This window comes from Mesosutterella porci (assembly GCF_022134585.1).
Taxonomy (GTDB): Bacteria; Pseudomonadota; Gammaproteobacteria; order Burkholderiales; family Burkholderiaceae_F; genus Mesosutterella; species Mesosutterella porci.
The window spans coordinates 95913-117471 of record NZ_JAKNCT010000001.1 but is presented as its reverse complement, the minus strand read 5'-3'; the positions used below and the strand labels follow the sequence as shown (position 1 = coordinate 117471).

Genomic DNA, 21559 nt, shown 5'->3' with positions numbered 1-21559 from the left:
ATGCAATCACGGCCGAATTCGGGTTCGGTGAACGAAGAGCTGTTTCGAAGCGCTCCGGTGGGCAGAGCGATTCTTGAGCTTGCCCTGCCTACGATCGCCGCGCAGCTGATCACCGTGATTTATGCGGTCGTGGACATTTTCTATGTGGGGCAGCTGGGAGATCCCTCGCAGGTGGCGGCCGTGAGGATCGCGTTTCCGCCTTTTCTGTTCCTCACGGCTCTTGCCAATCTCTTTGGAATCGGCGCTTCCTCGGCCATCGGCCGCGCACTTGGGGCGGGGAATCCGGAAAAGGCGAGGCGCTGCGCGGCCTTCGCCTTCTGGTGCGGGGTCACTGTGGCCGTGGTCTACGCGCTGCTCCTGTGGAACATGAAAGAGGAGCTTCTGCCGCTTCTGGGGGCGACCGCCGAGACTTATGAACCCACGGTCGCCTATTTTTCCTGGATGATCGGGCTCGGGGCTCTGCCGCTCGTCGCCTCCAACGTGCTCGCCCATCTGGTCCGTTCAGAAGGCCACGCCCGGGTGGCGGGCCGGGGAATTGCGCTGGGCGGGCTGCTCAACATCCTGATCGCCCCCTTTTTCATTTTCACTCTGGGCCTTGAAGTGCGGGGAGCGGCGATCGCGGGATTCATCTCGAACGTGGTCTCGGCACTCTACATCGGCCGCTTCGTGCTGATGCGCAAGGGGCGGGGCACTGTGGTGAGCCTCTCGCCGCGGCTCGCGCGCGAGGGCAGCGCCTGGGCCTTCGAGATTTTCTCCGTGGGCTTTGCCTCCTTCGTGATGACGGGGCTCGCGAGCTTCTCCAACGCCGTGCTTAACTTCCTCGCCTCGGGCTACGGGGCGCCCGCTGTGGCGGGCCTGGGGATTGCCAAGCAGGTGGACCAGATGATCTTCTCCTGCTCGATCGGGCTCGCGCAGGGGACGCTGCCTCTCATCGCCTACAACTTTTCTTCCGGCAACCACGAGAGGCTGCGGCGCGTTGTGAAGACTGCCCTTTTAGGGGGCGTCGCCTGCTCGGCCGCAGCCACGCTGCTTCTCATCGCCTTTTCAGAGCCTCTTACGCGCGCCTTCATCGACGAGTCCGTGACCGCCGCCCACGCTTCGAAGTGCGTGCGGATCATCGCGGTCGCCTGCCCCCTGTCCATCATCGGGCACCTGATGGTTTCGGGCTTCCAGGCCTGCGGGGCGCGCTGGCGGCCGCTTTTCCTCGCCTTCATCCGCAAGGGCTCGATCGATGCGCCCCTCATGTGGCTTTTCTCCTCGCTCTTCGGCTTTTACGGAATCGCGGCCGCGGTACCCGTCTCGGAGCTCATCTCCTGCTCGATAGGCCTCGCGCTTTTCCTGCCTTTCATTGCGAAGCTGGACGGGCGCCCGGCCTCTGTTACAAATGCGACAGTGGCCAAAGATAAGTAAATAAGATCGCCAATCCGTTGCGGTTTTCCCCGCGAGGGCCTTCCCGGTCCTAAATTGACTTCAGGCAGAGCGGTTCTCTGCCCGACCCAAGGTCCCTCAAATGAGAAAAATCCTTGTCTTCTTTTTCCTCGCGGCGACCCTCGCCTGGGCTGCCGGTCTCTGGATCGATCCCCCCACGCGCAACATGCGCTCGCTCATGCACGAGCTCTACTACCTGAACGGCGTCATCGCCTGGGGCCTCATGGCGCTCCCGATCCTGATTGCTGCGCGGCCCGCCTGGTTCATGCGGCTTGCAGCCGGCACGCCCGATCTGCTGATGTGGCACCGGCGCATCGGCATCGCCGCGGTCGCGCTCTCCGTCATCCACGCCTTTACGCGTCCTCTTTTTTCGCCGCTCGTCCAGCCCCTGGCGCTCGAGCCCGTGCCGAGGATCGTCCGCGGTGCAGCCTCTGGCGGCCTTCAGGGGCTCTGGGGGGCGCTGCGGCCGGCCGCGGTGATGTCCTCCGTTGCGGCGACGGTGCTTGCCTGCGTGCTGGTTGCCCTGGCGCTCCTGCCGGTCCTGAAGGCCCCGTGGTGGGCGCGGGTTCACAAGCTTTTCGCCCTCGTCTTCATCGTCCTCGCGCTGCACTGCGTGCGGCTTTTCGAGCCGGGCGACTGGCTGCTTCCGCTCGGGTGGGTGAACGCCGCGGTGACCGCGGCCGGGCTCTGGTACTCGGTGAAGGTGCTGCTGCCGCGGCGGGGCGCCCCGGCCTGAGGCCGCTTTTCCCCTCCGGCCGCCCCGGCGCCGCCTTTCAGCGCCTTGCGAGCAGCAGCGCCCCGGTGTCGGGGATGAAGTAGGTGCTGTGCAGGAAGTACGTGAGCCAGCGGGTGAGCGACTGCACGCGGAAGTAGGCCTCCCGGCAGCCGAAATCCTGCTCCAGCACGCTTTTGATGAAGCCGAAGGCGAGCACGGGCTCGGGAGAGCCCGAGTGCTCGAAGAGCCGGTCGATCGTGCGCGCGATCTCGCTTTGCGAGAGACACGCGCCCGCCCAGGCGTTGAAGCCGAGGCGCGAGGCGAGGGCGGATTCGGGCGGCGCGAGCGCTCTCAAATCCTCCTCGGCCTCGATCACGATCCGCCTCTCGTTTTCCTGCGGGCTCAGGTAGCGTCCCAGAGGCTGCCCCTCGATGATCTCAAAGAGGAGGTCGGGCCTCGTGCAAAGCGGCAGCCACCGCGTCGGAAGCCTTGTCACGCCCTCTTCGAGGAAGCCCGAGACGCGGGCCCGGTAGTCTGCTGCCCGCGAGGCGTCCTCCGTCTTGCGCCTGAGAAAGCGCCAGTCTTCCGCGGAGAGCGGCTCGGAGGCGCGAAGGATCAGCCGCTCAGCGCGCTCCGTCTCATCGCTGCGGCCCATTCTCGCGAGCATTTCGAGGTTGCCGTGCAGGCCCAGCCCCGTGCCGTTTGCCGTGAGGTTGGCCGAGCCGATGTAGACCGTGTCGTCGAACCGGTAGTACTTGGCGTGCAGGCTCGGGTGAGTGAGCACCCGGCCCCCGAGGCCCGCGGCGTAGGAGAGCGCCTCCAGGTCGGAAAAGCCGTTCGCGAAGTCCCCGATCAGGGCGCGGGCGACGAGGGTGAGGCGTGAAAAGGGCGCCGCGGGGTCCAGCAGGGCGGCGAGGGCGCTTTTCTTCACGTAGGGGGAGACGAGCACGATGGTGCGGGCCCGTTCCGCGGCCTCGTGCAGCTCCCGGGCGATGTCCTCGACAAAGATGCGGTTCATGGCGTAGCTCAAAGGGCGCGCCCCTTGAGAGGGCCGCCCCTTGTAAAGCTAAGGGAAAGGAAACTTCAGTGCATCATAGCTCAGAGCGCCCTGAGGCTCCTGCGCCTCATCACGGCAAGCAGCGCGAGCGTGAAAAGCGCAAAGGCAGCTCCAGCGGCGAAGGAGGCGCTGCTGCCGAAGCGGTCCCAGAGCAGCCCTGCGAGAAGCCCCGCGGCGAGCGCCGCGCCGCCGGAGGCGAGGTTGTAGAGCCCGAAAGCGGTGCCGCGGAGCGCTTCCGGGGCGAGGCTAGCGACCAGCATCGAGAAGACGCCCTGGGTTGTCCCGAGGTGCAGCCCCCAGAGCGCGACGCCCGCGAGAATCCAGACCGGCCCCGAGGCTGCGGCGAAGACGGCCTCGGAGGCCGCGAGAAGCGCGACTCCGAAGGAGAGCAGCAGCGTCGGCCGCACCCGGTCGGCGAGCCGCCCGAAGGGGTAGGAGGAAAAGGCGAAAACTGCGTTCATCGCAACCATGACGAGCGGGACGTACATGGGCCTGATGCCGCAGGAGGCGGCCCGCAGCACGATGAAGGCGTTGGAGAAGCGCGCGAGCGAGAAGACCGCCGCAAGCGCGAGCAGTAGCCACAAGGAGATCGGCAGCATCCGCGCGGCCTCCCGCGAGAGCGGATTCACTTTCCGGCCGGCTTTGGGTTCCGGCGCCTTCACTTCAAAAACAATGAGCGCGAGGCAGATGATCCCGGGAATGAGCGCGCACCAGAAGATGAAGCGGTAGCTTTCGGAAAAGGCCGCGAGCAGCAGGCTCGCGAGTGCGGGTCCGATGAAGGCCCCGGCTGAGTCGAGAGACTGGCGCAGTCCGAAGGCCGCCCCGAGGATCGGCTTCGGTGTGACCGAGGCGATGAGCGCGTCGCGCGGGGCGCCGCGCAGGCCCTTGCCCACCCGGTCTGTGAAGCGGCAGAGGAAGACCTGCTCTACGGTCGTTGCGAGGGCGAAGAAGGGCTTGGTGAAGACCGCGAGCGCGTAGCCTGCGAAGACAAGCAGCTTCGTGTGCCCGAAGCGGTCCGAAATCATCCCGGAAAAGACCTTGGTCACGAGGGCCGCGGCTTCGGCCGCCCCTTCGGTGAGGCCGATCGCAAGGGCCGAGGCCTCGAGCGTTGTGGCCATGAAAAGGGGGAGCACCGCGTGGATCATCTCCGAGGAGATGTCCATGAAAAGCGAGACAGCGCCCAACGCCCAGACGGTGCGCGGGATCGCTTCGCGCACTGCCTTGGGCGGCAGCTTCTGAAATTTCATTAATGACATTGGGCGGCCTGCGGCCGCCCCTCCCATCCTGTGAAGGAATTCTCAGTGCCTGCGGCAGGCCCCGAGCAGGTCGTCCTCGCTCTTGTAGCTCGTGGAGCTCACGCCGGCGAGCCCGAGGATCGTGGACCAGAGGTTGTCATGTGAAGAGGGCTTCTGAGCGCGCTCGGCGACGCAGCGCTCGTCGATGCCCTGGCGCTTCTTAAACCCGTCCGACATCCAGAGGACCATCGGTATCCGGGTCTGCTCGGAAGGCGCGATCGACCAGGGAGCCCCGTGCAGGTACATTCCCTTTTCGCCCAGGCTTTCGCCGTGGTCGGAGGCGTAGAGCAGAACCGTGTCCGCGTCCTTTTTGTCCTTCAAGGCCCCGATGAACTGCGCGAGCACATGGTCAGTATGGAGGATCGAGTTGTCGTAGGCGTTGCGCAGCTCCTTGGGGTCGCAGTCGCTTAGGTTCACCTTGCTGCAGACCGGGCCCCACTTTTCGCGCTGCTGCGGATAGCGCAGAGCGTAAGCCGGTCCGTGGCTGCCCGCCATGTGCAGGAACAGCACCGTGACCGGGGCGGAGCCTACTGCCGGGTCCTTCACGTAGGGGGTGAGGACCTCGTCGAAGCACAGCCCGTCGGGGCAGAGCTTCGCGCGGTCCGCATCAGACAGATGGTCCTTCGGCCTGTCCAGATCGACGCCCAGGCAGGCACCCTTGCACCCGCTCTGGTTCTCGATCCACTTCACGGAGACTCCGGCGCGCTTGAGCAGCGGCGCGAGCGGCTCCTCGGCGAGGATCTGCTTGCGGTCGTAGTTGCGCCGGCCGATCCGGCTGAACATGCAGGGCACCGACACATCGGTGCTTGTGCCGCAGGCGCTCGCCTGGGCATAGTTGGTGACGCCGAGCGCCCGCAGCTCCGGGGTCGTGTCCCTGGCGTATCCGTCAAGCCCCCAGTTTGCGGCCCTCGCGGTCTCGCCCACGGCGACCACGACGACGAGGGGCTTCGAGCCGGGCGTTTTGGCGAGAGCGGGCGAGGCGTCCACCACGGCGCGCGGCGCATTCGAGTCCGGGCTCTTGTCGTGCGCCTGGGTGCGGATTGCGGAGTAGACGACGTTAAAGGGGGCGATCAGGTAGCGCGCTTCCCGGTGCCCGCGCATGAAGAAGGACAAGTCCTGCATGCTCACGTAAAGCGTGGCCCCGGCCGCGGCAAAAAGTGCGAGCGAAAGCCCGAGGCTTTTAAGCCGGAAGGCTCCGCCCGAGAGCCCTTCGCGCGGGAAGAACCAAAGGAAGACGCAGACGGGAACCGCGCCCAGCGCGAAATAGCCGAAGAGAGGCAGGGACATGAGCCCCATCACCTCGTGGGTGTCGGTCGCAAGCGCGTTTCGCAGCATGTCGGGCGACATGACGGCATTGTAGAGAACCGAGAAGGCGAAGCCCCCGGCCCCGATCACCGAAAGGAGGGAAAGGAGCGCCTTCACGGCCCGGACGCCCAGCATTGCCTGCAGCAGCGCGATTACGGCCGCCACGGCGCAGATGAAGATGACGAGTGCCTCGGCAAAGAAGGAGGCGTCCGCTCCACGCGGCGTGCCCATGGAGCTGATGGCCAGCCGCCAGAAGGGGTAGCTGTCGACACAGATCCACCAGAAGGCGCACACCAGCGGGATGGCCAGTATTTTGCTCACGGCGGACTTTGCCGCGGCGAAAGATGGTTTCTTAAGCATAGGTCCGTTCAGAGGAGGCAAAAGCCTCGGTAAAGCCCCGGCATTATGTCGGGGGAGCCGTCAAAACGTTGTCAAGGATTCTGCGTCTGCGGACAGGGCGGCATCCCCTCTGGCTCAAACCCAGTATGATGGGGGTCGTTGCTTTTGTACAGAGGCTCGCATGGGAAATAGGATCCTGGTGGTGGATGACAACGACGATCTGCGGCTCAACGTGACGGAATATCTCCAGGCCAGGGACTGGACGACCGAGGAGGCCTCGACCGGGCCCATGGCGCTCGCGCAGATCCGAACCGGGGCCTTCTCGCTGGTCGTACTCGACATCGGGCTGCCGGGCATGGACGGCTACGAGGTCTGCCGCCGCGCCCGCGAGGAGGGGCTTTCGACCCCGATTCTGATGCTCACGGCCCGCGACGAGCTGGACGATCGCGTGACCGGGCTCTCGAGCGGCGCGGACGACTACCTGGTGAAACCCTTTTCCTTAAAGGAGCTCGAGGCGAGGATCATCGCTATTCTGAGACGCACCGAGGGCAAGGTAGTGAAGGACCTCAAGGTGGGAGAGCTCGTGCTGCGCCTGTCCACCGCCAGCGCCGAGCGCGAGGGACGCAGCCTGCACCTCTCGCCCGTGGGATTCCGGATTCTGCGCATCCTCATGTCCAAAAGCCCGGCCATCGTCTCGCGCAATGAGCTTGAGGAAGAGCTATGGGGTGACGACCGGCCCGATTCCGACAGCCTGCGCACGAACCTCTGGCTGCTGCGCAGCGTCGTGGACAAGCCTTTCGGAAAGCCGATGATCAAGACCCACCCGGGGTTCGGCTGGTCCATCGAGCCCTGAGAAAGGGGAAGGGAGGGGGCCATGCTGAAGCTGAGGAGGCCGGGCGGGCTGCGGTTTCGCCTGATGGCGGCTTTCGGGATCTTCACCCTCGCCGTGATCGCGGCCAGCTTGATTCCGGTCTCCTATGTCGTGCCGTTCACCGAGCAGCACCTGGTTGCGGAAAACCAGTACTACACCCTCAAGGGCATGATCGACTATGACATAGCGGAGGGCCGCAATCCGCGGCTCATTCCGATCAAGCGCCTTTACGCGAGCCGCACGGAGGTGAACGGCGTGCGGCTCGATCCGATCCCCAAGGCTTACAGGAATGTGCCCGAGGGTTACTCAGAATACGAGACCCCGCAGAAGGCTTCCTTTCTTTACCGGATTGACAGCGGCGGCGTCACCTACATTCTCGAGACCGATCAGACGGAGTTTGAGGAGATCGAGCAAAGGCTCAACGTCGTGATCTACGTCTTCGCCGGCATCATGCTGCTGCTGAGCCTGCTGCTTGCCTGGGCGCTTGCGCGGACGGTCACCCGTCCGCTGCGCGAGCTCGCGCGGGAGGTGAGGCGCTGCGCGGAGTCGCCCGACTTTCGGCCGCTTTCGGTACGCACCGACAACGACGAGGTGGGGTACCTCGCACGCGTCTGCGAGAAATCGCTCAAGAGGCTGCATGAGACGCTCGAGCGCGAGAGGCTCTTCGCCTCCGACCTCTCCCATGAGCTGAGAACGGACCTCGCGGTGGTCTCCACCACCGCGGAGCTTCTCGAGGGGACCGGGGGTCTCGCGCCGCGCCAGAGCGCGCAGATGCAGAAGATTTCTCGTGCGGCCGCTCACATGCAGCTCGTGATCCGCGCCCTGCTGTCGCTCGTCCGTACGAAGGACATTCAGTCGGCCGAAGCCGATTCGGTGCCGCTGTCCCGGGCCGCCCGGAAGGTGCTCGAGCGGACCCGCAGCGGCCTGCGCGGCGGGCGCGTGAGGCTCGAACTGCGGGACGGCACGACCTCGGGGGGGCCGCTCGCCCCGGAGGGGATGGTCACGCTCGTGCTCGACAATCTGGTGCGCAACGCTGTGCGCTACACCGACGAGGGGGCCGTGACGGTCGATCTGACTGACCGGGGATTCCGCGTGACCGACGACGGCCACGGGATCGCCGAGGACGAGCTGAAGAAGATCTTCGAGCCGCACTACCGCGGCCGGGGCTGCCGCGGCGCGGGCATGGGCATCGGGCTGTCGATTGTCTCGCGCATCTGCGAGCGCGAGGGCTGGATCGTAACGGCGGGCGGGGCTCCGGGCCGGGGTGCCTGCTTTAGCGTCCTCATGCGCCCCGGGGACAAGGCCCCTGAAGAGGGCTGCAAGGCGGCTTCCTAGAGGGGGCTGGCGCCGAGGTCTTTGATTTTTCAATCAGACGCAGCGCAGCGCTGTAGATCTGGCCGATCACCTGGAGCAGCAGCTCGCTCTCCTTTTCCTGGCGCCAGACCGCGCAGAGCCGCACCTCGTGGCGCTCGCCCTTGAGCGGGATGAAGCGGATGTCGCGCGACCAGCCCTCACGCCGCCGCCTCTCCTCGGAGCTGAAGCGGGGCACGATGGCAAAGCCGTTGCCGAGTGAGACGTTGATCAGGGCCGAGGTGAGGTCCGCCTCGGTGCCCCAGCTGGGGCGAGGGTCGTCCTCAAATTCGCCGGGCCTCGTCTCGGCGTCCTCGTAGAGTATGGGACCCTCGGCGAAGTCCGAGCGCGTGAGGCTCTGTTTCTGCGCGAGCGGGTGCGAGGCGGGCACGGCCACGGTGAGCTCGAAAGTGCCGAAAACCTTCACCTTGAAGCCGAGTCGCATCGGCACCGCGGGATCGGCGTAGACGAACACGAGGTCGGGCTGTCCTGAGGCGAGGTTCTCCCAGAGGCTCTGGGCCTGGTTGCGCTCGAGCCGGATGCACACCCTGGGGTTCTCGCGCCTGATGTCGAGCAACACGTCCCAGCCGGGCAGCAGCAGCCCCTGGGGACTCGCGATCGAGACGTCCATCTGGGACTTGAGCGCGGCGGTGCGGGTCCTGCGGATCGAACCGTTCAGCTTGACGAGCAGTTCCCGGGCCTCGCGGCAGAAGACGCGCCCGGCCGGCGTGAGCGTGACCTTGCGCTTGCTCCTGTTGAAGAGCTCGGCCTGGATCTCGGTCTCGAGGTTCTTGATCTGCTGGGATACGGCCGACTGGGAAATGAAGTTCATTTCTGCGGTCTTTACGAAGCTCAGGGTGTCGCAGAGGTTCAGAAAATATTTAAGCTGTCTCGCGTTCATGGTCCAAGAAGCAGTTTTGAAATCTAATTTATAAGAATATACCTATTTTATGCAAAAATTACTGCAGGGAAGCCGTGCGCGGAAGCTTCAACACAAAAGATTGATTCTCTTAAAAGAGTTCTTTTCAATACTTTAAATTAGATTTTAATTAACTGTTCTTTACATAAGATAAATCTTATTAAACTTTCAATCAGTCTTCTTCCTTCTGGGAATCTTCCCCCTTGAGGCCGGAAGGCGAATTAAACTCTTAGCCCTGAAGGCGAGGCAGCCGCGGGCTGTCCGCCCCTGAAGCTTTCCGCCACTGCGAGATGAGGAGCCGCGTATGAAATGGAGTCGACTGGCAGCTGCCGCCGTTGCGGCGGCGATTTCCGCCGCCATACTGTCAGCCTGCGGGGATGACCCGGTGAAGACCGTGAAGGACGGGACCCTGGAGGAATTTTCAAAGACGGTGAAAGTAGGGCAGGCGCTCGACGGCTACAGCGGCTGCGAGGACAAGACGAAGAAGTGGAGCAAAGTGGGCGAAGGCGGTGCGAAGACCGTGCGCTTTACCTGCACCCTCAAGGGCACGGAGGACTTTTACGCGCCCTACCGCGGTGACCTCGCGCTCGCGCAGGCGGGGCTCGCGCTGATGCAGTCGCTCTCCGAGGCCTTCGAGCCGCTTTTCGGCGACGGGGGCGAGGCCGCTGACGCGGACGCGGAAATGAGGTTCATCGCGGCCGCCGCCCAGGTGACCCGCAACGACATCACGGTCGATTTCAGCATCGACTCCTCGGACCCGAAGCGTTTCACGCTCTCTTCCTTCAAGACGGAGTTCTACTGGGGGAAGGATCACGCCTCGGCCGCAAACGATCCGAAGACGCTCTCGGTCCTCTATGCGAACGAGCCCTATCTTGGCGCCGTAGTGCAGGACCGCAGGGGGTTCCTCGACGTCCTGCTCAAGCTCTACGGTTCGGCCCGCTCGTCGAAAGGCCGCGGGGAGGCTTCCGCCGTTCAGATGCCGTCGCCCGGCGCAGCCGACCAGGGTTCTGCTCCGGCCACCGCGAAGTCCGGAGCTGCGGACGACGAGCCGGGCCCCAGCGCCTACGCGAAGTTCTGAGCTCCAGGCATTTCCCGGGACGCTGGACTCACCGCGAAAGGGAACAGGCTTATTTTTTCTTCAGTGCGAGCAGGCACACGTTCGCGAGCACAAGCGCGATGCCTGCCGCCTCCCAGCGCCCAAGCACCTGGCCCAGCAGCAGAATGGAGAAGACGAAGGCTGACAGGGGCTCCAGGCAGTTGATGAGCCCGAGCAGCACGGGCGAGATGTACTTGAGGCTCGTGAGATAACTCCAGAAGGCGATGATCGTGCCGAACACCACGATGAAGGCGAAGGCGAGGGCCTCGGTGGCGCCCCAGTGCAGCTGCACGTTCCAAGGGTGGTCGATGAGGCTTGCCGCAAGGCTGCCGAAGAAGATGCCCCAGCTCACGACAGGCTTCACGCCGATTCTCCTGATGACGTCCCGGGGCTGCATCGAGTAAAACGCCCCGAAAACGGCGCAGACCACGCCCCAGAGGATGGCAAGGGGCGAGAACTGCAGTCTTGAGAAGTCCCCGTCGGTCACGATGAGCGCAACGCCCGTAACCGCGAGCAGAAAGCACACGACTTCGGTCGCCGACACGGGTCTGCGCTCGGAGAAAGCGAGCCAGAGCGCGCAAATGAGCGGGACGGTTGCGATGAAGATCGCGCCGGTGCCCGCGTTCGAATAGCTGATCGCAAGAAAGAAGCTGTAGTGCGACAGAAAGACGAGCAGGCCGCTTAAGGCGACGTCGAAGAGGTCTCTGCGGTTTGAAAAAAGCGCGAAGGCCTTCCTGCCGTCGATCAGGATGTAAAGCCCCACCATCAGGATTCCCGCGGCGAGCTGCCGCAGCGTCACGAGATCGAGGGCGGACATGCCATTTCGCTGCAGCAGGAACTGGACGGCCACGCCCATCGCGCCCCAGCAGATGCCGGCAAAGACCGCGAGCGCGAGCCCGCGGCTAAAGTTTCGGTTCAGCATGAAAGCACCTTGGCAGGGATGGCAGCGGCAAGAAGTGTGCTGGCGGCTCTCCCCGGCCGAGACTGCGCAGTATAGAACATTCCGGCGGGGCGGCCGGCAGGAAGAGCCGCTAGGAAAATCCCTGAGGGCGGGCGCCGGATGTCAGGCAGAAAGCTCTTCTTTCCCCTGAAGAGGCTGCGCCGAAGCGCTGCCGAGGAGCCGGCGGTTGTACAGATAGGCCCCGGGCGTGCCCTCGATGAGTTTCTCGCGTGCCCAGCGCGAGAGCACCCGGCTCAGCACCGGGCGGCTGCTGTGCACGAGCCGGGCGAGCTCGGTCACCGTGATCTGGCGCGGCAGGGGGCGCGGCTCGCCGTCAAGAGGCTGCCCCAGGGCGGTGAAGAGCGTCGCGATCATGAGTGCGAGCCGCGAGGGGAGATCGAGCGTGCCGTTGATCAGCAGTCCCTCGATCTTGCTGTCGTCGTGACTGAGAAAGGCCCGCAGCGCGAGCTCGAGCAGACCCGGGCTTTCTGCGAGTTCCCGGGTGAACTGCGCCGAGTCGAGCGCGAGCGCCCGCACCGGCAGCAGCACACGGGCCTGAAGCGGCTTCACCCTGAGGTGTTCCTCCTTCAGGGATTTTTCGGCCCCGAGGATGGTACCCGGAGAGAAAAGCGCGATCAGCACCGGCTCTCCCTCGGGGTTTCTTGCATAGGTGCCCACCAGCCCCCTTTCGATGAGGTAGGCCCGGGGCTGTTCGCCGAAATTGAAGACGTGTCTCGCGCGGAAGGTGCACGGGCGGCCGCCGCGGGCAAAAAGCGCGGCAACCGGCCCGGGGTCACGCGGGATGAGCCAGGGGCTGCTCGAGTAGACGTACTGCATGGACGCTCTCCGTTTTTAAAGGAGGTTGCATCCATGTTAAGGCAAAAAAAGAGGGAGGCGGATCAGCGCCTCCCTTTTGGGGAACAGCGGACGCCCCGCCCCGAAGGGGGCCGGGCGCGCAGCTGTTATTTCCCGACGTACTTCGCCGCATTCACGCCGGCGATGCGCCCAAAGGTCACGATGTCGGCCACGGCGTTGCCGCCGATGCGGTTGCCGCCGTGCACGCCGCCCGTCACCTCACCGGCTGCAAAGAGCCCGGGAATCGGCTTGCCGGTCGCCTTGGAGATCACCTCGGTCTTCGGGTCGATCGTGACGCCGCCCATCGTGTGGTGGATGCCCGGGGTCACCTCGGCCACGTAGTAGGGGGCCTGGTCCATGCGGATCACCATTTCGGGGCGCCCGAAGAGATCGTCCTTCTTCTGGTCGTAGGCCTTCCAGTACTGCTCGAAGCTCGCCTTCACCACGGCCGGGTCGGCCTTGATGAGCTTCGCGACGTCATCGATCGTGTCGCAGCGGGTCATGAGCTTCTCGGAGACGTAGCTGCGGAGCATCTTGTTCTTCTTGTAGATCGAGTTGTCGACGATGAGGTAGGCAACGCCGCCGGGCTGCTTCAGCTCATTGGCGGACACGACGTCGCGGGTGAGCAGTTCGTTGGTGAAGCGCTTGCCGTTCTTGTTGAGCAGGAACCCGCCGCGGGCGCGCATCGACTCGGAGATGAGCGCGCCGTTTCTCTTGATCACGGTCGGGTGAATCTGGATCTGCTCGATGTCGGTGAGCGAGGCCCCCACCTTCTCAGCGAGCACAATGCCGTCGCCGGTCGCGCCCGGATGGTTCGTCGTGGAGAAGCCTTTGAGTTCGGGGCGGTACTTCGTCACCATGGCCTGGTTCGCGCCAAAGCCTCCGGCGGCGAGGATCACCGCCTTCGCGTCGATCGTCTTCATGCCCTCGGGCGTCTTCACCTTGACGCCTGCCACCTTCCCGTCCTTCATGACGATGTCGGTGACCTGGTTGAGGTTGCGCATGTCGATCTTGTCCTTGGCGGCGCGCTCGCCCAGCACGCGCATGAGCTCAATGCCCACCGGAGAGCCGTCGCACGGTCCGTGACTGCGGGCCTTCGACTGGCCGCCGCCGCGCCCCATCCTGTGGCAGAACTTCGCTCCGAGCGACAGAAGCCACTCCTCGGCCCCGGCAGCGTTTTCCGTGAGCGTGCGCAGCAGCGCCGGGTTGTTGAGGTTGTGGCCGCCCTTCATCGTGTCCTTGTAGAAGATCTCGGGCGAGTCATCGGTTACGCCGTCGGCGATCTGCTGCTTGGTGCCCGCGGCGTTCATGCCGCCTTCCGCGCGGGTGGAATTGCCGCCGAAGTAGGCCATCTTCTCAAGCACGATCACCTTCGCGCCCGCTTCCGTGGCCATGATGGCAGAGGACAGGCCGGCGCCGCCCGAGCCGATTACAACGATGTCGGTCGATTCCGCGAATGCGGGAACGGCCATCATGAGCGCAAGAGCGCTTGCAATCAGGGACTTCTTCATTGTTTTCTCCTTTGGGTTTTGAAGGGCGTGCGGCCCCCGCTCACAGGGGGGGGACGCCGGTTACCGAGTGAAATTATTCCCGCGGGTTATCCGAAAATCTGTAACCTAAGTTACGGGTTTGAAAATATCCGATATTCTCCCCCGCGAGCAGGACAAGCTGAAAAAGGGGAGGGCGGACCTTTGCCGTCAATGTCCGCGGACCACGGCTGCGGCGGCCGCTCGACCGGCTCGATCTTGAAGCGTCGGGGGGCGGCCTTCCCGAGCCGGTTCCTGAACTGGACGACGCTGCGGCGCGGCGAGCTGCCCGGGGCGGTCGACGGCGCCGCCCGCCCGATCTTTCTCCCTGCGGCTCCTCCCCTCAATGCGATAAACTCGGTCCGGACAGCCCGCCTTTTCGGGGACTTTTTTTTCAGAGTTTTTTCTTATGGATTTCAACATCCTTCTTTTCGACGGCTTTCAGACGCTCGATGCCTTCGGGCCCGTCGATGTCCTCGCCCGGGTCCCCGGCGCGGTTCTCCGGTACTGCTCCCTGCGGGGCGGTGAAGTCGCAAGCGCGCAGGGCTGCCGCATCGGGACGGTCTCCACGCAAAAGATCAGCCGCAGCGGGGTTCTGCTCCTTCCGGGGGGCATGGGCACGCGCCCCCTCTCGGAAGACGAGGCGTTTCTCGCTGAGCTTCGGGCGCTGGGCGTGGAGGCCGGCTGGGTCCTGTCGGTATGCACCGGGGCGGTGCTGCTTGCCCGCACGGGGCTTCTCGACGGGCGGCGCGCGACCTCCAACAAGTATTCGTTTGACTGGGTGCGCGGCTTCAAGGGGCCGCTCTGGCAGCCGAAGGCCCGCTGGTGCGTGGACGGGAAGTTCTACACGGCCTCGGGGGTCGCGGCCGGGATTGACATGGCCCTGGGTTTTGTATCCGACCGGCTGGGAGCCGGGGCGGCCGACACGATCGCTCGGCGCATCGAGTACGTGAGGAATCCCGACCCGCAGGTCGACCCCTTTGCCGTCGCCTGACAGGGCCGCCTGAGGCGCTGAATCTTTTTTTCAGCGCCCGGCGGCGTGAAGGCGCGTCGAGCAAAGCGGCAGCGCCGCCCTGAAGGCGGCCAGCAGGCCGCCCGGAACCCGGATGTCGTAGAGCACGGGGCAGGTGCCCAGCCCCAGGTCGCACCCCGGGCAGAGCCGCAGGAAACCGCCCGAGAGCTTGAGCCGCCGCAGCGACCGGCAGCCCCGGAACATCCGCCCGATCCCGCCCTCAGGGACCGAGGAGAGATCCCAGCCCGAGCAGTCGAGGCTCGTGAGGCTCGCGCAGCCTTCGAACAGCCCGATCATGTTTTCAACCCGGGAGGTGTTCCAGCCCGAGACGTTGAGGGCCTGAAGCCTGCGGCAGCCCTTGAACATCTCGCCCATGTTGTTCACGCGGGAGGTGTCCCAGCGCGACACGTCAAGCCGCCGCAGGCTCTGGCAGCCCCGGAACATGAGCAGCATGTCGGTCGCGTTCGAGGTGTCCCAGCGCGACACGTCGACGGTGCTGAGCCGCCTGCAGTCGCAGAACAGCCCGCTCATGTCGGAAAAGCGCCGCGTGTCGAGGCCCGAGGCGGCAATGCTCGCCCAGCGCCGTCTCGGTGCGAAGAAATTGTTCATGGAGCCTCAGAGTCCGCGCGGGGCCGCGTACTCTTCCCAGCCTTTCTGCCTCAGCCTGCAGGCCGGGCAGCGCCCGCAGCCGTAGCCCCAGTCGTGCAGGTGCGTGTGGTCGCCCTCGTAGCAGGTGTGCGTTTCGGTTCGGATGAAGTCGACCAGCGCTCTCCCGCCCGTTTCCTCTGCAAGCTCCCAGGTCTGCTTTTTCGTGCGGTGCATGAGCGGCGCCACGAGCCGGAAGTCGGCCTGCATGCCGAGGTTGAGCGCCTTCTCGAGCGCCCTGAGCGTCTTTTCCCTGCAGTCCGGGTAGCCGCTGTAGTCGGCCTCGCCCACGCCGGTGATGATGTCGCGCGCGCCCGCCTTCCAGGCGAGGGCGGCGGCGTAGGTGAGGAAGACGAGGTTGCGGCCCGGCACGAAGGTGTTGGGCAGCTTCGTCCGTTCGTCAAAGGCGATCGGCACGCCCGGTTCAGTGAGGGAGCAGGAGGCGATCGCCCCGAAGCTCTTCATGTCCACGAGCAGGTCGGGGCCGAGCGAACGGGTGCCTACGACGGACTCGATCGAGCGCAGGATGCGGCTGCGGCACTGCAGCTCCACCTCGTGCCTCTGGCCGTACTGGAAGCCAATGGTGTAGACGGCGCTGTAGCTTTTGAGGGCGAGGGCGAGGCAGGTCGTTGAGTCCTGGCCGCCCGAGAGAACGACAACGCAGGATCGGCTGTTCATCGGGGTTCCTTTTCCAATTATCCAGGCTGCAGAGTTTAAACCGCCCCGCCGCGGCCATGGGGCCGGAGCGGTCAGTTGCGGCTGTGTATATCAGCATGCTGATAAGAGCATGCGGCTAGACGCCTGCTTCCCCTCCCGTAGGGCCTTGAGGGGAAAAGGCGGGAGGTGCGCGATTTTACACGGCCCGGGGAAGTGCTTAGCATTACCTCGCTCCTGCGCCCCGGGCCCGGTAGGTCCGGCCCCGCGGCGCGATTCAGACAGAGGAAAAAGATGCCAGAAATTTACAATTCCACTCAGCTTCGCCGCGAGCTTCACGGCCTGGCCGAACTCGGGCTTGATGTGAAGAACACCGCGGCTTTCGTGCTGCAGAAGCTGCGCGCCCTGGGCATTGAAGCCGATTACGTGCCGGGGAGCTACGGAGTGCTCGGCGTGATCCGCGGCAGCGAGCCCGGCGAGGTCGTGCTGATCCGCTCCGACATGGACGCGCTTCCTTTCAAGAACCCCGACGGCAGCGTGACCGCCGTCCACGCCTGCGGGCATGACGCGCACATGGGGATGTTGCTTGAGGCCGCCTCGAGGCTGGTCGGGAAAATCCGCCGCGGGACGCTGAAGATCCTCTTCCAGCCCGCAGAAGAAACCATGCAGGGCGCTCTCCTCATGGTGGAGAAAGGCGTGCTTGACGACGTCGACATTGCGGTGGGCGCCCATGTTCGCCCGATGCAGGATCTCAAGCCCGGTACGCTCTGCGCGGCCGTCATGTACAGCGGCTTTGCCTTCCCGATCGTCACCGTCCACGGCAAGCCCGCACACGGCTCCCGCCCCCAGCTCGGCGTGAACGCGATCGATGGGGCGAACGCCATCATCACCGCGGTGAACTCGATCCACATGACCCCGGACGTGCACTGGACGATCAAGCCCACCCAGATCAAGGCCGACGGCGCGATGAACATCATTCCGCCCGTGTGCACGATGCGCTTTGACATCCGCGCGAAGAGCAACCAGGTGATGACCGGGCTGCTCGACAAGTTCAAGCAGGCCGTGAAGGGCGGCGCAGAGGCCGTGGGCTGCACCGCCGACATCGAGATGGGGAAGGTGGGGCCAGCCCCGGATTACGATCCCGAGATTACCAAGGAGCTCGCCGACTGCATCAACGAGGTCGCCCCCGGGCGCCTCGCGCCGAACTGCGGCGGTGGTGGCGAGGACTTCAATTTCTACAAGACCGCGATGCCGAAGCTCCGCACGGGCTTTTTCGGAGTGGGCGTGGGCGTCACCCCGGGGCTGCACAACCGCGACATGCATTTTGACGACACGCTGCTGCCCGTGGGGGCCGCGGTGTTCGCCGCCTTCGTTCTGAAGCACCTGGGCTGAGCTCGGCTGCCGCCGGCAGGAGCCGCTGCCGGAACGAAAAACGGGCCGCTTCCCCGCAAAAGGGAAGCGGCCCGCGTCTTTCAGACTTCAGCTTAAACGGACCGGAATCAGCCGCGCACAGGCAGCAGCGGCTTCGTGAGGCCCTTCACGCCAGTCAGCAGCAGTGCGGTGAAGCCCGCGAGCTGCGGGGACAGCCACGGCCTGTCGTGCTCCCACCACTCATTGAGCGCGTGGTTGTTGCCTTCCTTGCCGCCCACGCCGAGCGTGGTGGCCGGAATGCCCAGCGAGAGCGGGATGTTGTGGTCGGTTGAGGCCGAGGTGTACTTCTCCAGCTTGATGCCGAGAGCCTGCTGGCCCGCGCGGGCCGCAAGGATCACCGGGCTCATGTCGTCGCCGGGGCCGGCCGGACGGTCGCCGATCTGCTTCTTCGAGAGCTTGAGCACCATGTCGCCCGAGGCGTTCACGCGGCGGTTTTCCTCTTCGAGCGCTTCGTCGAAGGCGGTGAGAATCGTCTTCTCAAGCTCGAGCAGGTGGCCGTTGTCGCCCGAGCGCAGGTCGAGCTGCGCTTCGCAGTGCGCGGCGATCGAGTTCACTGTCGAACCGCCTTTGATCACGCCGAGATTGAAGGTGGTCTTCGGGTCCTCGGGCGGGTTGAGGTCGGCGAACTTCGCAATCGCGCGGCCCATCGCGTGGATCGCCGAGGGCGCGATCCCGAACTTGTGGAAGGAGTGTCCGCCGGGGCCGTCGTAGGAGATGAGCCAGCGGTGGGATCCGGTCGCGCCGGCGAGAATGCGGCCGACGTTCGCGGCGTCAAGCCCGATGAAGCCGTCGACGTGGACTTTCTTCACGTAGTGCATGTATTTCTGGCCGCGCAGGTCCCCGTTGCCTTCTTCGCCGACGCTCGCGGTGAAGAGCAGGTCGCCTTCGGTCTCGATGCCGCTTGCCTCGAGGCAGCGCAGCAGGCTCAGCATCGAGGCGAGGCCCCGGGTGTCGTCCGAAATGCCAGGCGCGCGCAGGATGTTGCCCTCGCGCTTGACGGTGACGTCGGTGCCCTCCGGGAAAACCGTGTCCTGATGTGCGGCGATCTGCACCACGGGTCCGCGGCCGCTGCCCTTCCTGCGGCCTACGACGTTGCCCTCTTCGTCCATGTAGGCGTCCTTCAGCCCGTACTGCCGGAAAAGCCCGAGCAGGTATTCGCCGCGCTTCTTCTCCTTGAAGGGCGGGGCGGGAATCTCGCAGATCTTGATCTGCTCTTCCATGGTGCGCTCGTCATCGGCGCGTATCGCCTCAAGAAGCGCCTGCACGCCCGCGTCCGACTTCAGCTTGTCACGGGCGGCGACAAACTCCTCCGGCAGCGCCGGCAGCTTGTCAATCTCGGTAATAGGCATCTTTTCTCCTTTTCGTAACAGGGGAGGGCGGCCCGCCGCAGTTTTTTAGGGGGCCGGGTCTCCTTTTGAAGCACCCTCGAATATTACCCCGGGCTGAGCCGGGGGAGTAAGCCTTTTGGCGCAGGGGCGGCCTCATTCTTTTTTCCGAATATGTCCGGCTGCGGGCGGGATGGCCTCGGGGAGCGGAGCCCCGCCCTGCGGGCTTTTCCGTCTTATGTCCGGTCTTTTAGGGGCCGGACATAAGGGGAGGCTGAAATTTTTCCGCTTAAAAACAGAGGGTAGGGGCGCACGGGCTCCTCGCCTCAGCCGGGTTGGGTCAGGACAAAAGAAGAGAGTTTTTGTACGGACATTAAAAGCGGGGCAGATTGCCTTCAGGGCCCCGCGCGCCGGTTCCGGGTGAGGGGCCTCCCGCAGTCCTTTCAGAGAGAAGACAAAATGACAACTGCAGCTCCCTCTCCCGCAAAAAAGCCAGAATACTGGCGCTGGATCGTGCCCGTCGCGGTCGGCCTCGCGATCTGGTTCCTGCCCGCGCCCGCGGGGCTTGACCCGAAGGCCATCCACATGCTGGGCCTTTTCGTGGGCACGATCGTGGGCATCCTGTGCGCCCCGCTGCCCTCGGGAGCGGTCATGATGATCGCGCTGGCCCTGTCGTATTTCTCCGGCACGCTTACCCTGGGGCAGGCGCTCTCGGGACTGTCCTCCGGCACGGTATGGATGATCTTCTCGGCCTACGTGCTCTCGCTGGGCTTCGTGCAGTCCGGGCTCGGGCGGCGCATCGCCTACCTGATGCTCTCGAAGTTCGGCAACTCGTCCACCGGCATCGCCTACTCGCTGGGAATCGCTGATCTCCTGATGGCCCCTGCGATGCCCTCGGTCACGGCCCGCTCGGGCGGCATCATCCTGCCGGTGGCGAAGTCGATCCTCTCGGTCATGGGTTCGGGGCCCGGGCCCACGGGGCGTCGGATCGGCGACTATCTCATCATGACCTGCTTTCAGTTCACTCCAATTACCGGCGCGCTCTTTCTCACCGGCATGGCGGCCAACCCGCTTTGCGCCAAGCTCGCCCACGACGCGCTGGGCATCGACATCAGCTGGGGCGTGTGGCTGTGGGCCGCGCTGCTGCCCGCGCTCGTCTGCTTTGCGATCCTCCCCCACGTCACGCGGCTGCTGCTGCGCCCTACGCTCAACAAGACTCCCGAGGCGAAGCAGCTCGGGCGCGACAAGCTCGCCGAGCTCGGGCCAATGAGCAGGCAGGAGAAGCTGGTAGGGATCGGCTTTGTCATCGCGCTGATCGGCTGGGCGACCACGATGGTGACCGGCTACAACGCCAATGCGATCGGGCTTGGCGTGGTGGCCTATCTCCTCATCGTGGGCGCCATCGCCTGGAAGGATGTCCTCGCCGAGAAGGCGGCCTGGGACACCGTGATCTGGTTCGGCGTGATCATCTCGCTCGCCGGCGGCCTCACGAAGCTCGGCTTCATCAAGTGGATGTCGGCTTCGGTGGCCGCGCAGCTGGTCGGCGCGGACTGGCTCGCAGCTTTCGTCATCCTGGGCTTCGCCTATATCTATCTCCACTATATCTTCGCCACGGCCTCGGGCCATGTGGCCGCCATGTACGTGCCGTTCTGCGCCGTTGCGATCGGCTGCGGGGCTCCCGCGCTCATGGTCGCGGTCTGCTTCGGGATTTTCTCGAACTTCATGTGGGGCATCACGGAGTACGCGGGCGGCCCCGGACCGATCTACTTCGGCCAGGGCTATTTCGAGCGCCCCCGCTTCTACAGGATCAATTTCCTCATCGTGACGCTCAATGTTCTGATCGTCTTCGTCACGGGCCTGGGATGGTGGAAGGCGATCGGCCTGTACTAAGAAGAGCGCGGCTTCGCAGAGCCTTCGGCGTCAGGCCTTCAGTGTTTTAAAATGAACCCGGGCGGGCCGGTCGGCCCGCCCGGTTCGGCGCCGGAAGCCGGCCTCCGTGCGGGCGGTGGACAGCGCCCGTGATGCACGCTCTGACTGAGTTTCAGGTTCTCAAAATGGCGAAAAAGGAACTGCTTTGGGTTCAACTTGCGCGGGACATTGCTCACAGCATTGCCGTCGGTCGCTATCCGGTGGGCAGCTTCCTTCCGAAAGAGCTTGACATCTGCAGGCAGCGGGGGCTCTCGCGCCATACGGTGCGCGCCGCCCTCGATCAGCTTCAGCGCTCCGGCATCATCGAGCGCACGCCGCACGTGGGTACCAGGGTAATCTCCCAGGGGGCGAGCCGGGGCTTTGCCTACCACCTGTCCTCCTTCAGGGACATCGACAAGCTGAGCAACACCCACAGCCGCGAAATCTGCCAGGCCCGGCGCATCATCGTAAACAGAGAGCTCGCCGCTCATACGGGGGCGGAGATCGGCTCGCGCTGGATCAGGCTCACCAACATCCGCCACGGCGCAAAGACCGACGAGCCGCCGATTGTCTGCACACAGGTCTACATCCCGGAGAAGTGGGAGGACATCCTCGCCGTGGCGCAGCGCGAGCCCAACACCCTGGTGGCGGCCCTGATCAATCGCCTGCACGGGGTCGTCTGCAAGGAGGTGAAGCAGGACATTTCCGCCGTCGAGATGCCGGCCGAGCAGGCGATGTGGCTGCGCTGCCCCGCGGGCTGCCCCGCGTTGAGGATCCGCCGCCTCTATCTCGATGAAATGGGCAGGCCCCTGGAGATTTCCGTTTCCTGGCATCCGGGCGACCGCTACAGCTTCTCTCTCAATTTCAACCAGAATGAGCTCTGAGGCT

19 protein-coding genes are annotated in these 21559 nt (G+C 64.9%); 9 read left to right on the top strand and 10 right to left on the bottom strand.

Annotated elements, in window-relative coordinates:
* Both MAF45_RS00520 and MAF45_RS00515 read left to right on the top strand, forming a co-directional pair.
* The gene (locus MAF45_RS00520) at positions 1-1410 is read left to right on the top strand and encodes an MATE family efflux transporter (protein ID WP_237977597.1); all 1410 of its coding nucleotides are present in this window, start codon (positions 1-3) and stop codon (positions 1408-1410) included.
* Positions 1411-1510: 100 nt separating this feature from the next.
* Entirely contained in the window at positions 1511-2164 is a 654-nt protein-coding gene (locus MAF45_RS00515) for a ferric reductase-like transmembrane domain-containing protein (protein ID WP_237977596.1), read from the top strand.
* A gap of 37 nt (positions 2165-2201) precedes the next feature.
* On the opposite strand, the gene MAF45_RS00510 is transcribed toward MAF45_RS00515, so the two are convergent.
* The 3 genes from MAF45_RS00510 to MAF45_RS00500 form a co-directional block, all read right to left on the bottom strand.
* Complete coding sequence (locus tag MAF45_RS00510) at positions 2202-3161, bottom strand: phospholipase D-like domain-containing protein (protein WP_237977595.1); 960 nt, start codon at positions 3159-3161, stop codon at positions 2202-2204.
* Positions 3162-3241: 80 nt separating this feature from the next.
* Positions 3242-4456 carry an MFS transporter gene (locus MAF45_RS00505; protein WP_237977594.1) on the bottom strand — a complete coding sequence of 405 codons (1215 nt, stop codon included), beginning with the start codon at positions 4454-4456 and terminating at the stop codon, positions 3242-3244.
* Positions 4457-4498: 42 nt separating this feature from the next.
* Entirely contained in the window at positions 4499-6160 is a 1662-nt protein-coding gene (locus MAF45_RS00500) for a phosphoethanolamine transferase (protein ID WP_237977593.1), read from the bottom strand.
* 160 nt (positions 6161-6320) lie between these two features.
* Between MAF45_RS00500 and MAF45_RS00495 the strand changes: the two genes are divergently transcribed.
* On the top strand, positions 6321-6992 hold the full coding sequence (locus tag MAF45_RS00495; protein WP_237977592.1) for a response regulator transcription factor: 672 nt from the start codon (positions 6321-6323) through the stop codon (positions 6990-6992).
* A 21-nt stretch (positions 6993-7013) separates the two neighbouring features.
* Complete coding sequence (locus tag MAF45_RS00490; RefSeq protein ID WP_237977591.1) at positions 7014-8345, top strand: sensor histidine kinase; 1332 nt, start codon at positions 7014-7016, stop codon at positions 8343-8345.
* On the opposite strand, the gene MAF45_RS00485 is transcribed toward MAF45_RS00490, so the two are convergent.
* On the bottom strand, positions 8293-9261 hold the full coding sequence (locus MAF45_RS00485) for a LysR family transcriptional regulator (RefSeq protein WP_283206939.1): 969 nt from the start codon (positions 9259-9261) through the stop codon (positions 8293-8295). The genes MAF45_RS00490 and MAF45_RS00485 overlap by 53 nt on opposite strands.
* A gap of 322 nt (positions 9262-9583) precedes the next feature.
* On the opposite strand from MAF45_RS00485, the gene MAF45_RS00480 reads away from it, so the two are divergent.
* Positions 9584-10357 carry a hypothetical protein gene (locus MAF45_RS00480; RefSeq protein ID WP_237977589.1) on the top strand — a complete coding sequence of 258 codons (774 nt, stop codon included), beginning with the start codon at positions 9584-9586 and terminating at the stop codon, positions 10355-10357.
* 49 nt (positions 10358-10406) lie between these two features.
* Here the strand turns inward: MAF45_RS00480 and MAF45_RS00475 are convergent, their stop codons facing one another.
* From MAF45_RS00475 to MAF45_RS00465, 3 genes are all read right to left on the bottom strand, one after another.
* Entirely contained in the window at positions 10407-11297 is an 891-nt protein-coding gene (locus tag MAF45_RS00475) for a DMT family transporter (protein ID WP_237977588.1), read from the bottom strand.
* Between the two features lie 141 nt (positions 11298-11438).
* Positions 11439-12152 carry a Crp/Fnr family transcriptional regulator gene (locus tag MAF45_RS00470; RefSeq protein WP_237977587.1) on the bottom strand — a complete coding sequence of 238 codons (714 nt, stop codon included), beginning with the start codon at positions 12150-12152 and terminating at the stop codon, positions 11439-11441.
* Between the two features lie 125 nt (positions 12153-12277).
* The gene (locus tag MAF45_RS00465; protein ID WP_237977586.1) at positions 12278-13681 is read right to left on the bottom strand and encodes a flavocytochrome c; all 1404 of its coding nucleotides are present in this window, start codon (positions 13679-13681) and stop codon (positions 12278-12280) included.
* A gap of 424 nt (positions 13682-14105) precedes the next feature.
* Here MAF45_RS00465 and MAF45_RS00460 point away from each other — a divergent pair, with 424 nt between their 5' ends.
* The gene (locus MAF45_RS00460; protein ID WP_237977585.1) at positions 14106-14690 is read left to right on the top strand and encodes a DJ-1/PfpI family protein; all 585 of its coding nucleotides are present in this window, start codon (positions 14106-14108) and stop codon (positions 14688-14690) included.
* 30 nt (positions 14691-14720) lie between these two features.
* Here MAF45_RS00460 and MAF45_RS00455 read toward each other — a convergent pair whose 3' ends face one another.
* Both MAF45_RS00455 and queC read right to left on the bottom strand, forming a co-directional pair.
* Positions 14721-15317 carry a BspA family leucine-rich repeat surface protein gene (locus MAF45_RS00455; protein ID WP_237977584.1) on the bottom strand — a complete coding sequence of 199 codons (597 nt, stop codon included), beginning with the start codon at positions 15315-15317 and terminating at the stop codon, positions 14721-14723.
* Between the two features lie 6 nt (positions 15318-15323).
* Positions 15324-16031 carry a 7-cyano-7-deazaguanine synthase QueC gene (gene queC, locus MAF45_RS00450; RefSeq protein WP_237977583.1) on the bottom strand — a complete coding sequence of 236 codons (708 nt, stop codon included), beginning with the start codon at positions 16029-16031 and terminating at the stop codon, positions 15324-15326.
* Between the two features lie 270 nt (positions 16032-16301).
* Between queC and MAF45_RS00445 the strand changes: the two genes are divergently transcribed.
* The gene (locus MAF45_RS00445; protein ID WP_237977582.1) at positions 16302-17399 is read left to right on the top strand and encodes an amidohydrolase; all 1098 of its coding nucleotides are present in this window, start codon (positions 16302-16304) and stop codon (positions 17397-17399) included.
* Between the two features lie 107 nt (positions 17400-17506).
* Here the strand turns inward: MAF45_RS00445 and MAF45_RS00440 are convergent, their stop codons facing one another.
* Positions 17507-18787, bottom strand: coding sequence for a M20/M25/M40 family metallo-hydrolase (locus tag MAF45_RS00440; RefSeq protein WP_237977581.1), 1281 nt, complete (start codon positions 18785-18787; stop codon positions 17507-17509).
* A gap of 435 nt (positions 18788-19222) precedes the next feature.
* On the opposite strand from MAF45_RS00440, the gene MAF45_RS00435 reads away from it, so the two are divergent.
* Together MAF45_RS00435 and MAF45_RS00430 are read left to right on the top strand one after the other, a co-directional pair.
* Entirely contained in the window at positions 19223-20653 is a 1431-nt protein-coding gene (locus MAF45_RS00435; RefSeq protein ID WP_237977580.1) for a DASS family sodium-coupled anion symporter, read from the top strand.
* 164 nt (positions 20654-20817) lie between these two features.
* Complete coding sequence (locus MAF45_RS00430; RefSeq protein ID WP_237977579.1) at positions 20818-21555, top strand: GntR family transcriptional regulator; 738 nt, start codon at positions 20818-20820, stop codon at positions 21553-21555.
* The last annotated feature ends 4 nt before the right edge of the window (positions 21556-21559 follow it).